We start from the raw sequence: 11464 nt of genomic DNA, 5'->3' as shown, positions 1-11464 counted from the left end.
TCTGGCAGCCAGATGCCGGCCAGCGGCAGACCTGTTTCATTTCATCTTCATGTCATCCATATCCAGCCCGTCACTCTTCTTGGCCGCTGCCGGTGCGGCCTGACCGCCAGCGCTGTGCTGGCTGTGGTCCTGCGGCACGCCGCCCCGCAGTTGCGATTCCGAATCGATCAGGTAGGCACCGGAGACCGCCACCTTGTCGCCCGCCTTGATGCCGGACAGGATCTGGATCTGGTCGTCGCTGCGCTGCCCCACCTTGACCTCACGCGGCTCAAATACGCCCGCTTGTGTCTCTATCCAGACCACCTGGCGCTTGCCGGAATCCATCACCGCACTGACCGGCACCACAATGGCCGGGCTCAAGCCCACCTTGATGACGGCGTTCACAAACATGTCCGGCTTCAGCTTAAGCCCTGGGTTGGGCATCTCTACCCGCGCCCTGATTGTGCGGGTCTTGGGATCAAGGAAGGGGTAGATAAAGGCAACGTGGCCGCTGAAGCGCTTGCCAGGAAAGGACTGGGAGGCGATCTCCACGGTCTGGCCGATCTTGATGTTCTGGAACTCGCTCTCGTAGACCTCGACCTCGATCCAGACCCGGGAAAGATCGGCGATATTGAACAGGGCATCGCCCACATTCACGTACTGTCCCTGCTGCACCAGCTTCTCGGTCACCACCCCGGAGAGCGGGGTGTAGATCGGCAGGCGGATGTTCGGTTTGCCTGCCCGCTCCAGCTCGGCGATCTGGCTCTCTTTCACCCCGTACAGCATCAGGCGCTGACGGGCCGAGGCCACCAGCCCCTCGCCGTTCTGGGCTATCGAGGGGATCGGCGAGTTCTTGAGCTGCTCCCGGCTCTTGACCGCCAGCAGGTATTCCTGCTGCGAAGCCAGCAGTTCAGGCGAATAGACCTCTGCCACCGGTCTGTTCTTGGCAACATAGGCCCCCACCGTATCCACATGCAGCCGGTCGATCCGTCCGGCAATCCAGGCGGTTACCTTGGCCTGGCGGGACTGGTCGTACTGCACAACGCCAACAGCGGAGATCTCTTTGCTGATGGTCCGGACGGCAGCGGCCTGGGTCGCCACATTGGCCATCACCCGCTGGGTGGTGGACAGGGCGATATGGCCCAGTTTTTCGGCCTGTTGCCGCTGTTCCGGGGTCTGCGCGACGTTCTGGGCATCACTCAGCTTCTTGATCAGCTCCATGCCGCAGATCGGGCAGCTACCCGGCTTGTCCTGGATGATAAAGGGGTGCATCGGGCAGGTATAGAGCGGGTTGCCGGCCTGTTCCTGATGGTTATGGCCGTCGGCTTTGTGAAAACCAGGCAGCTTGTCGAGCCTCCCCGACTTGGCGAGCCAACTGACGAGTACAACCGCCAGGGCCAGGATGGTCATCGGAATATAAATCTTCTTGTTCAGTTTCATCGTGCATCCCTCACTTCTGCGTTGTTGTCAGGTCACTGCCCACGGCAGCTTCCAGCCGGGCCAGCTGCATCATGTACTCGGCCTTGGACTCGTACAGTTCACGTTCGTAATTAAACAGACTGACCCGGCTATCCAGCACGGACAGAAAATCCACCTTGCCGACCCGGTAGTTGATCAGGGACGACTCCAGGGTCTGCTCGGCCTGGGGGATGATGCCGCCCTGGTACAGTTCCACCAGCCTTTGACGGCGCTCCAGTTGCGAGAGGCTGTCGTTGATGGTGTAGTCGATGTTGTTTTTCAGGCTGTGTATCTCTTCTGTGGACATGGTTGCTTCCGAGTTTGACTCGGCGATCATGGCGGCCCGGCGTTCACGCTGGATCGGCAGGTTGAAGGTCAGACCCACGGTAAACATGTCATAGCCCGGATCTGTCATGGCCGGTTGGCGGAACATATATTCAACGGAGAGGTTGAAGTCGGGCCAGAGCTCCTTGCGGGCCAGTTGGTGTGACGCCCTGCTCTTGTTGATCTGGCTGTTCAGCACCCTGAGCTGCGGGCGCTGCTGCTCCGCCAGCTCCTTGAGCTGTGCAGCTGAAAGGGTAAGACGGGGCAGCTCAAAATCGGTCACCTGTCCCACCGGGGTGTCCGTGGGGCGGCTCAAGAGGTAGTTCAGGCCGGCCTCCAGACCCTTGCGCTGCTGCTGGAGGCTGATCTGCATATCCAGCAGCTTTGAACGTTCCAGGCCGGCCTTGAGGATGTCGGTCTGGGCCCCCTGTCCCACGGCGTAGCGAGATTCGGCCACGGTGGTGAAGTCCTGCATGATCCGCAGGTTCTTCGCCACAATTGCCAGGCTGTTGTCCACGGCATACAGCTTGTAGTAGGTCTCCTTGACCATCCGCCTCAGCTCAAGCTTGCGCTCCTCAATGCTGAAGCGGTAGGCCTCGGCCTCATGGCTGGCAACCTCTTCCCGCAGGCTGCGCTTGCCCCAGAACGGCAGCTGCTGGCTGATGCCGACCACCTTGGCGGTATTGGGGTCTTTGCCGCCAAGGGAGAACGGCTCCCGCACCAGCAGGTTCTGCAGCTTGAACATCAGCATCGGATCTTCAAAGGAAGAGCTCTGGCGGGCCTTGGCAACGTACATCTGCCAGCGGGCCTGTGATGATTTCAGTTCAGGGTTGTTGGCCAGGGCGGTTTCGACCAGGCCGGGCAGTGGTTCGATCAATGCCTGTTCTGCAGCGATGGCAATGCTGCTGCTCAGCAGAAGGCTTATCAGGATCGTGAACACGCTTTTCATGGCAACCTCGCATCATGGTGTAGTGCGTTGATACGAGGTTATAATCAGATATCATGCCAAGACATTAAGATGCTGATATTGCTGGAATATATTTGTTTGTGGGATGGTTTGTGCAACAGGACTGCAGAATAGTCTACAGAGGGGTGCAGGTTATTCTACAGAGAGCAGAAGGGGGCGCTAACCCCCCTCAGTCCCCCCTTGTCAGGGGGGATGCTTGAAAGCCGGATCAGTTTGCTCCCTCCCTGAGAAGGGAGGGCTGGGGAGGGTTAAGGTTTGGGCGGGGTAATCTGGTACTTCTCCATGCGGTACAACAAGGTATGGCGGGGGATCTGCAGAAACCTGGCAGCCGCGGTCTGGTTCCAGCGGTTGCGCTCCAGGGCCTCCACCACCACCTCCCGCTCCAGCTGCTCCAGGGGGTAGCCCTCATCCGGCAGATTGATCACGCCGGGATGTGCAGCAACACCGTTGGCCGGCTGCTTCAGCTTGTCCGGCAGGTCGGCACTGGTGATCTCGACACCGCTGCGCATGATTAGCAAGCGTTCCACCAGATTTTCAAGCTCACGCACATTGCCGGGCCAGGCATACTGCTGCAGGATCACCAGGGCTGCATCATCAAAGTGCACCTCGTCAGCGCCGTGCTTGCTGCAGAAATGCCGCAGCAAAAGCGGGATATCCTCACGCCGCTGCCGCAGCGGCGGCAGGTGCAGCGGGATAACGGACAGGCGGTAGTAGAGATCCTCACGGAAGCGCCCCTCGCTGATGGCCTGTTCAATATCGCGATTGGTGGCAGCGACTACCCGGATATCCAGACGCTGCTCGCGGTTGCCGCCCACCGGGGTCACCACCCGTTCCTGCAACACCCGCAACAGTTTGGGCTGCAGCTCCAGCGGCAGCTCCCCCACCTCATCCAGGAAGATCGTGCCACCATCGGCCTGCTGGAATTTGCCTTGCTTGTCCTTGATGGCGCCGGTAAAGGCCCCTTTCAGGTGGCCGAACAGTTCGCTTTCCAGCAGGTCATGGGGAATGGCCGCGCAGTTGACTGCCACAAACGGGCCGCTGCGGCGTGAGCTGCGGGCATGCAGGGCCCGCGCCACCAGTTCCTTGCCGGTGCCGGATTCTCCGCTCAGCAGCACGCTGGCATCGCTGTCAGCCACCTTGCGGACCACCTGGTAGACCTTCTCCATGGCCGCTGAGGCCCCCACCATGCTGCGGTAATCATCATCCCCTGCCAGGGCATCCTTCAACCGGCGGTTTTCACGGGCCAGCGTGGTCAGGTGCAGCGCCCGGGCCACGGTCAGGTGCAGCTCGTCGCGGTTGAACGGCTTGGTGATGTAGTCGTAGGCCCCCTGTTTCATGGCCTGCACCGCCACATCCACGCTGCCAAAGGCGGTAATGATGATGACCGGCGTCTCCGGTGAACGTTCCTTAACGGTTTTCAGTACCTGCATGCCGTCCATGCCCGGCATCTGCATGTCGCAGATCACCAGTTGCGGGGCAAGCTCACCAAAGCGCGTCAGCCCCTCCTCGCCCGAGGCAGCCGTGGCCACCTCGTAACCGGCTTCCTGCAGCTGGTACTCCAGTACCCGCCGCAGCGAGGCATCATCGTCTATGATCAGGATGGTTGGTTGCATGGGGTTCCTGTCGGTGTTGCGTAACGGGGGACAGCGCAACTGCTTGTCCGCCCCGTGCTGACTGGTCAGATCCGGCTATCTGCCGCCTTTTGCCAACTGTGCGGCCAGCGACCTGATATGCCGGTCGTCGGTGCCGCAGCAGCCGCCCAGGATTTTCAGGCCCAATTCATGGTGTAACGCTGCGACAGAGCTGCCGAAAAGTTCAGGCTCTTCCTCCACCAGGCAGCTGCTGTTGTCAAGTTCTTCGGGGCTATATGCTGCGGTATTGGCCAGCAATCCGATGATGCGTTGCCGGACCAGGGCGGATGAGTTGGTTGCATGGGTCAGTGCCGACCTGGCAAAGGAGGCATGGGTGCAGTTGATCATATAGGCCCAGGGGCGCGGAGTCACACTGGCGTCGATGGATGCCAACGCCTCCTTGAGTGGCGTTCCATCCAACAGGGTCCCCTCAGGGCGCACCACAAAACTGATGACGTACGGCTTGCCGGTGCCTGCAAGGGCAGAAGCGAGACCGGTGGCTTCACCCAGGGCCGGCAGTGTGGAGGCGAGCAGGAAGTCGACCCCTGCTGCAGCCAGCTTTCCGGCCTGCCAGGCATGGAACTGCTCTGCCTCGCCGGCGGTCAAGGCCTCTCCGGGAGCATAGGCATCCCCGCGGCAGCTCATCAACCCGCAGATGATAACCTTCTCCCCGTACCGTCCATAGGTTTTCTGCAGGGCACGCAGGAACCTGACATTATCGCCGTTGAGATCTACTCCGGCATAACCGGCAGCAGCGATGCGTTCCTGACTTGCCCGCCAGGTCGGAGTGGACAGCAGGAGCGGCAGGTCAAACCCACAGCCAATATCCAGATACTGTCGGCAGATGGTCTCCAGTGCCGCGCGTTTTGACTCTTCATAGATAAAGGCCGAATTCACAAGATAGGGATCAAGTTCCTGGCCGTCGCGCCGCAGCCGTTCAATAACCGCCCCCTCACCAAGGATGCAGGGGAGATTGGCGTAAAATTCCGGAAAAGAGTTCTGATCGTTCATACGTAAAGGCGTCTCCTGCCTGACTTCCGGATTGATCGTGTCTCTGCTGATCTTGCCCGGTGGCGCTGTATCCAGCGGCTGCTGTCTCTCTCTCATACCGCAGATCCGGTCAACTTCAAGCCCTATGATGCCGGTTGCCCATCCGGCCTGGCTGCCAGCAGGTCTGCTCTGGTCAGGTAGACCCGGTCGGCTGCCTCTCTGATGCAGTGCCGGATAAAACGCCGCCAGCGCGCTATTGAGTCAATCATGATGCCGCCGATCATACCGAGCCAGGCAACCAGGTAAAAAACGAGGTCATCCCGGCCAAGCAGGAAGATGCGGTAGTTGCAATACGCCAGCAGGCCGACCAGCACAGAGGCCATGAGCACCGTATCAAGGAAGCTGAGGCGGCCGATGACGAGAATGCGTTCGGTGTCGGCCTGGAAACGGATTTCCCCGCCATAGATCGTGGAGAGGGGGGCCCAATCCCAAAACAGGCGGAAAAGGCCGTTTGAAAAGTTGATCTGATGTTCGTCGTACACCGTGGTTTTGACCTGCTCGACCCGCAAGGAGTCGGCAATGAAGTAGAAAAGCCCGTTAAATGTCAGTTTCGGGTACGTTGTAAGATCAACCGGAACCGTTACCTTGATGCGCATGCTTGTCCCTTTTGCGTTGCGAAATAATCAGTGCGACAGCGGCAGCTGCACCACCATGGTGGTGCCTGAACCGGCCGCGCTCTCTACGCTTAAACTGCCGCCATGGGCCTCGATGATCTTTTTGGTGACGGCCAGCCCCAGGCCGGTGCCGTCCGGCTTGGTGGTGAAGAACGGCTCAAAGATCCGCTGCCTGATCTCGTCGTTGATGCCGGGGCCGCTGTCGCTGATACGGATCTCGCAGCTCTGCTGCTGGGGCTGGACCGCAATGGTGACGCGGCCCCCTTCCGGGGTGGCCTGCAGGGCATTCAGGATGATGTTCAGGAAGGCCTGGCGCAGCTTTTCGCCATCGGCGTTGACCACCAGATCCCTGTTGGCAGCCTCCAGCTGCAGCGTTACCTTGCGGCGTCTGGCCTCGTTGGAGGTCAGGGTGACGATGGTCTCCAGCTCTTCTGCAACCACACAGCGCTGTAGTTCACCGGGTTGCTGGCGGGCCATCCGCAGGAACTCTTCCACCACCCGGTTCAGGCGTTCGGTCTCCTTGATCTGGATCTCGACAAATTCATGTTTGGGGGTGCCGGGACGAAAATCATCCCGCAGGATCTCGGCCGTACCCCGCAGCGAGGCCAGGGGGTTGCGCACCTCGTGGGCCAGTACGGCTGCCATCTCGCCCAGGGTGGAGAGCCGCTCGGAGCGGCGCAGCTGTTCTTCCACCGCCCCGATCCGTTCGGTCTGTTCCTGCAGGGCGCGGTAGGATTGCTCAAGCCCTTCGGCGGTCAGTTGCAGCTCTTTGCGCTGCCGCCTGTCCCGCTGGGTTAGAAGTCCGGTCAGCCCCCCCACCACGTTGTACATCAGGATTTCAAGATATTTTTCCAGTTCCAGGGTCAATGATCCACCCCACTGAAACACGATATGGGGGGCATAGAGCAGGCTGACCAGCAGGGCGCAACCAACACCGCCCCACAGGCCGAACCAGAAGGCGGACAGGATGATCGGCAGGTAGTAGAGCCGCTGGAAGATGTCATGCAGGTAGTGCAGCTGCAGCGGGGCCAGGTAGTGGGTCAGGCTGATGCTGGCAATCACAAACACCAGCAGCAACAGGCGTGCATATGTCTGTTGCCGGGGAGGGGAGCTGTGCTGGTGTACGGTATCTGCCGTTCTGGTCATGGTGTGCCTCTGCGTCTGCGCGGCCGTTCAGGCTGCCGTGCAGGCAGCCTGAATCCTGCCCCCGCCCAGGACCTGATCATCCTGGTAGAAGACCACAAACTGTCCCGGTGTGACGGAGCGCTGTGCTTGATCAAACAGCACCCGGCACTGGTCATCCGCCAGCAGCTCCACCCGGCAGGGCACCGGCTGGTGGCGGTAACGGATCTTGCAGGTTGTGTTGAAGCTGTTGGCAGGCGGCGGGATGATCCAGCTGATATCAGCGCCGATCAGACCTGCTTTGAGCAGATGCTGCTGTTCGCCCACCACAATCAGGTTGCGGGAACTGTCGATCTCCAGCACATAGAGTGGTTCGCTCCAGCCGATTCCCAGCCCTTTGCGTTGGCCGATGGTGTAGCGATGGGTGCCGGAATGGCGGCCCAGCACCTGACCGTTGATATGCACAATATCCCCCGGATTGGCCTTGATCCCCTGTTGCTCCAGAAAAACGGCATAGTCATCGTTGGGGATAAAGCAGACCTCCTGGCTGTCCCCCTTGTTTGCCACCGCCAGGCCAAAAGCGGTGGCCAGACTGCGGACCTCATCCTTGCTGGCGATCTCCCCCAGCGGAAAGCGTACCTGGCGCAGCTGCTGCTGTGACAGGGAGTACAGGAAGTAGGACTGGTCCTTGGCCTGGTTGGCTGCTGTCCGCAGATGGCAGATGCCGTCCGGGCCAACGGTCCTGCGGACGTAGTGGCCGGTTGCCAGCAGTTCGGCCCCCAGCTCACGGGCCTGTTCCAGCAACAGGCCGAACTTGATCAGGCGGTTGCAGAGGATACAGGGGTTGGGGGTCTGCCCCTGGCGGTACTGGTCGATAAAGTTGTCGATGATCAGGTCGCGAAACTGCGGCTCCAGCCGCAGCAGGTGATGGGGAATCCCCAGCTGTGCCGCCACCTGGGCGCCATCGTGGGCCGGGGTGCCGGGGCCGCTGCTGCACGGCTCGAACAACTGCATGGTGATGCCGATTACCTCATGCCCCTGCTGCTGCAGCAGTGCGGCGACCACCGAGGAATCGACCCCGCCGCTCATGGCCACGGCTATTCTGCTCATGATCGCTCTCCCAGGATGATCCGTACCACCTGATTTGCCTGATGACCGGCGGCAATGACCACCCGGGGGGCCATCAGGCCGTTGCCCGGTTGGGCCTCCGACACACCGTCACCCACCAGATACAGCCTTGATGAGATCCTGCGGGTGGTGATGCTGTTGTTGTCATCATAGCCTGCCACCCCTGATGCTGCCACCACGCAACAGCCCGGCAGGCAGGAAAGCACCGTATCCACCAGCATCGCCTTCATGTCGGCCCGGTCAAAGGCCTCCACCACCACGGAGCAGGGGGCAAACAGCTGCGGGATATTGTCCGGCCCCAGCAGGGCCTGGTGCGGCTCGACGCTGATATAGGGGTTGATCCGCTGCAGGTTCTGCGTCAGCGCCGCCACCTTGTAGAGGCCGATCTGGTCGATGAAATACTGCTGGCGGTTCAGGTTGGACGGCTCGACCAGGTCAAAGTCGGCAATGATCAGGCGGCCGACCCCGATCCGCGCCAGGGCCGTTGCCACGGCCGAACCGAGACCGCCCGCACCGGCAATACCGACACAGGCCTGTTTCAGGCGGGCATGGATGCCGGGGGTATGGCGGGCCGCCATCAACGCCTCCAGCTCATCGGCTGACGGCTGTTCCCCCCGTTTGATCAGGAACAGCTGGTCCCCCTCCTGCAGCAGCGTTTCCGCTTCAGCGGGAAAACCGTTCAGGATCAGCAGGTCGGCGTCGGGTTTAAACTGCTGCGCTGCCCCGGCCAGGCTGCAGGGGGCTGTCATGCTGACAGGTTGTTCATTAATGCGGATGTTCATAACTGTTCGGATACTTTCAGCTTTAGAGTGTTCAAAAATGCAGGTTCCAGTTCACGGATGATCTCAAGACGACAACGAGCCAACGCAGAGAGGGCCGTGAAATGGAACTGGAACTACTGCATCGCCTGTTCAAGGTCGGCGTACAGGTCATCCGGGTCTTCCAATCCCACCGAAAGCCGGATCAGGGTGTCGCTGATCCCCTTGCGCAGGCGCTCCTCCCTGGGCACCGAGGCGTGGGACATCTTGGCCGGGTAGGAGATAATGCTCTCCACCCCTCCCAGGCTGACGGCAAAGGCGGCCAGACGGGCGTTTTCCAGCAGCCGTTGGGTGGTTTCCAGAGAATCCACCTCAAAGGAGAAGACCGCGCCGGGCCCCTCTGCCTGGGCCCCGTGGACGGCATGACCGGGATGTTCCGCCAGGCCGGGGTAGTGGACCGCCGTTACCCTAGGGTGCTTTTTCAGCCGCTCCACGATGATCCCGGTGTTCTGCTGGCTCTGGTCCATCCGCACCTTGAGGGTCTTGATCCCCCGCAGGGTCAGGAAGGAGTCCTGCGGTCCCAGGCCGGTGCCGAAGGCGTTCTGGATGTAACGGATCCGCTGGCCCAGCTCGTCGTCACGGGTCACGGCAAAACCACAGATCACATCGCTGTGGCCGTTTAGGAACTTGGTGCCGCTGTGCAGCACGATATCACAACCCAGCTCCAGCGGCCGCTGCAGGTAGGGGGTCATGAAGGTGTTGTCCACCAGGGTGATGATGCCGTGCCGCTTGGCAATGGCGGCTGCCCCGCGCAGGTCGGTGACCTTCAGCAGCGGGTTGGAGGGGGTCTCCAGATAGAGTGCCCTGGTCTCGGGGCGGATGGCCGCCTCGATGGCGGCAAGGTCGGTGGCATCCACAAAGCTGGCGCTGATCCCCATCCGGCTGAAGATGGAGGTCAGCACCCGGTAGGCACCGCCGTAGACATCGTCGCAGACCACCAAGTGGTCGCCCGGGGAGAAGATCATCAGGGTGGTGGAGATGGCCGCCATGCCGGAGGCAAAGGCCAGGCAGCGCGTACCCCCCTCCAGCCGGGCCACCACCTCTTCCACCGCCTCGCGGGTCGGGTTGTCACCCCTGGCATAGTCGTACTTGCCAAAATGCTCAAAAGAGGTCTGGCGGTAGGTGGAGATCTGGTAGACCGGCACCCCCAGCGCGCCGGTCTGCTGGTCAACGGTGGGGCCTGCGTGAATCAGTTGGGTTGCTATCTTCATCGTTTATCCCTCCAGGGCCTGGCGCAGGTCCTCAATCAGGTCATCGGCGTCCTCAATGCCGACCGAAAGCCGCAGCAGTACGTTGTTGATCCCCAGTCGTGCCCGCAGCTCCGCCGGAATATCGGCGTGGGTCTGCACCTCCGGGAAGGTGATCAGGCTCTCCACCCCTCCCAGGCTTTCGGCAAAGGAGATCAGTCTGGTTTTCAGCAAGACTTGCTCGACAAGGGCATGCTTGTCAACCTCGAAGGCGATCATGGCGCCGAAACCCCGTGCCTGACGCTTCATCAGGGCATGATCCGGGTGCTGCGGCAGGCCGGGATAGTGTACCTTACTGATCCGGGGCTGCTGCTGCAGCCAGGTGGCGATCTTCAGGGCGTTTTCCTGGTGCCGGTCCAGGCGGATCCCCAGTGTCTTCATCCCCCTGATGATCAGCCAGGAGTCCTGGGGGGCCAGTACCGCGCCGACGGAGTTCTGGTAGAAGTAGATCCGCTCGGCCAGCTCCGGGTTGCTGGTTACTACCAGTCCTCCCAGGGTGTCGTTATGGCCGGCCAGATACTTGGTGGCACTGTAGACGGTGATATCCGCCCCCAGATCCAGTGGACGCAGCAGGTAGGGGGTCAGGAAGGTGTTGTCGGCGATCAGCAGCAGCCCCCTGCGGCGGGACAGCTCCGCCAGGGCCGGCAGGTCGGCGAATTTTAACAGCGGGTTGGTCAGGGTTTCGATGAAGAGTGCCCTGGTCTCCGGCCTGATGGCCGCCTCCACCGCAGCAAGGTCGGTGGTGTCCACATAGCTGAAGGAAAGGCCGAACTGGTTGAAGACCTGATTGAACAGACGGCAGGTGCCGCCGTAGAGGTCTTCGGTCACCACGATATGATCGCCGGCCTTGAACAGCATCAACAGGCCGGTGATGGCGGCCATGCCGGTGGCGTAGGCAAAGCCGCGTACCCCGCCATCCAGCCGGGCGATCCCCTCTTCAAGCGCCTGGCGGGTAGGGTTGCCGGATCGGGTGTAGTCAAAGCCGGTGCTCTGACCCAGCCCCGGATGCCGGAAGGTGGCGGTCTGGTAGATCGGTACCGACACGGCGCCGGTACGGGTATCCCACTCAAGTCCGATCTGTACTGCCTGGGTTGTGATCTGCATGATCTCCTCCACGGGGCCTGTT

General features: G+C 61.2%; 10 protein-coding genes. All 10 read right to left on the bottom strand.

Features of this window, described 5'->3' with window-relative positions; genetic code table 11:
• Window positions 1-36: 36 nt before the first annotated feature.
• The 10 genes from FY034_RS14310 to FY034_RS14265 all read right to left on the bottom strand — a co-directional run bounded on the left by FY034_RS14310 (window position 37) and on the right by FY034_RS14265 (window position 11442).
• Window positions 37-1419 carry an efflux RND transporter periplasmic adaptor subunit gene (locus FY034_RS14310; protein ID WP_265551715.1) on the bottom strand — a complete coding sequence of 461 codons (1383 nt, stop codon included), beginning with the start codon at window positions 1417-1419 and terminating at the stop codon, window positions 37-39.
• Between the two features lie 10 nt (window positions 1420-1429).
• Window positions 1430-2710 (bottom strand): TolC family protein, encoded by a 1281-nt coding sequence (locus FY034_RS14305; RefSeq protein WP_265551713.1) that lies wholly within the window; start codon window positions 2708-2710, stop codon window positions 1430-1432.
• A 266-nt stretch (window positions 2711-2976) separates the two neighbouring features.
• On the bottom strand, window positions 2977-4341 hold the full coding sequence (locus tag FY034_RS14300; protein WP_265551711.1) for a sigma-54-dependent transcriptional regulator: 1365 nt from the start codon (window positions 4339-4341) through the stop codon (window positions 2977-2979).
• A 75-nt stretch (window positions 4342-4416) separates the two neighbouring features.
• Entirely contained in the window at window positions 4417-5466 is a 1050-nt protein-coding gene (locus FY034_RS14295; protein ID WP_265551709.1) for a homocysteine S-methyltransferase family protein, read from the bottom strand.
• Between the two features lie 26 nt (window positions 5467-5492).
• On the bottom strand, window positions 5493-6005 hold the full coding sequence (locus FY034_RS14290) for a hypothetical protein (RefSeq protein ID WP_265551707.1): 513 nt from the start codon (window positions 6003-6005) through the stop codon (window positions 5493-5495).
• Window positions 6006-6032: 27 nt separating this feature from the next.
• On the bottom strand, window positions 6033-7169 hold the full coding sequence (locus FY034_RS14285) for an ATP-binding protein (RefSeq protein ID WP_265551705.1): 1137 nt from the start codon (window positions 7167-7169) through the stop codon (window positions 6033-6035).
• A 27-nt stretch (window positions 7170-7196) separates the two neighbouring features.
• Window positions 7197-8255, bottom strand: a complete 1059-nt coding sequence (gene mnmA, locus FY034_RS14280; RefSeq protein ID WP_265551703.1) for a tRNA 2-thiouridine(34) synthase MnmA — start codon at window positions 8253-8255, stop codon at window positions 7197-7199.
• Window positions 8252-9055, bottom strand: a complete 804-nt coding sequence (thiF, locus tag FY034_RS14275; protein ID WP_265551701.1) for a sulfur carrier protein ThiS adenylyltransferase ThiF — start codon at window positions 9053-9055, stop codon at window positions 8252-8254. The genes mnmA and thiF overlap by 4 nt, the downstream gene beginning before the upstream one ends.
• 113 nt (window positions 9056-9168) lie before the next feature.
• A complete protein-coding gene (locus FY034_RS14270) occupies window positions 9169-10302 on the bottom strand; it encodes a trans-sulfuration enzyme family protein (protein ID WP_265551698.1) in 1134 nt (377 codons plus the stop codon).
• Between the two features lie 3 nt (window positions 10303-10305).
• Window positions 10306-11442 carry a trans-sulfuration enzyme family protein gene (locus FY034_RS14265; RefSeq protein ID WP_265551696.1) on the bottom strand — a complete coding sequence of 379 codons (1137 nt, stop codon included), beginning with the start codon at window positions 11440-11442 and terminating at the stop codon, window positions 10306-10308.
• Window positions 11443-11464: the final 22 nt, after the last annotated feature.

The sequence above is a fragment of the Trichlorobacter lovleyi genome (assembly GCF_015239775.1).
Lineage (GTDB): Bacteria > Desulfobacterota > Desulfuromonadia > Geobacterales > Pseudopelobacteraceae > Trichlorobacter > Trichlorobacter lovleyi_B.
The sequence above is the reverse complement of the archived record's forward strand: the minus strand, read 5'-3'. Positions and strand labels throughout refer to the sequence as shown.

What these genes read in the sequence shown, in the direction of transcription:
- FY034_RS14310 (WP_265551715.1), bottom strand. Translation starts at nt 1,419, where the DNA reads ATGAAACTGAACAAGAAGATTTATATTCCGATGACCATCCTGGCCCTG.
- FY034_RS14305 (WP_265551713.1), bottom strand. Translation starts at nt 2,710, where the DNA reads ATGAAAAGCGTGTTCACGATCCTGATAAGCCTTCTGCTGAGCAGCAGC.
- FY034_RS14300 (WP_265551711.1), bottom strand. Translation starts at nt 4,341, where the DNA reads ATGCAACCAACCATCCTGATCATAGACGATGATGCCTCGCTGCGGCGG.
- FY034_RS14295 (WP_265551709.1), bottom strand. Translation starts at nt 5,466, where the DNA reads ATGAGAGAGAGACAGCAGCCGCTGGATACAGCGCCACCGGGCAAGATC.
- FY034_RS14290 (WP_265551707.1), bottom strand. Translation starts at nt 6,005, where the DNA reads ATGCGCATCAAGGTAACGGTTCCGGTTGATCTTACAACGTACCCGAAA.
- FY034_RS14285 (WP_265551705.1), bottom strand. Translation starts at nt 7,169, where the DNA reads ATGACCAGAACGGCAGATACCGTACACCAGCACAGCTCCCCTCCCCGG.
- mnmA (WP_265551703.1), bottom strand. Translation starts at nt 8,255, where the DNA reads ATGAGCAGAATAGCCGTGGCCATGAGCGGCGGGGTCGATTCCTCGGTG.
- thiF (WP_265551701.1), bottom strand. Translation starts at nt 9,055, where the DNA reads ATGAACATCCGCATTAATGAACAACCTGTCAGCATGACAGCCCCCTGC.
- FY034_RS14270 (WP_265551698.1), bottom strand. Translation starts at nt 10,302, where the DNA reads ATGAAGATAGCAACCCAACTGATTCACGCAGGCCCCACCGTTGACCAG.
- FY034_RS14265 (WP_265551696.1), bottom strand. Translation starts at nt 11,442, where the DNA reads ATGCAGATCACAACCCAGGCAGTACAGATCGGACTTGAGTGGGATACC.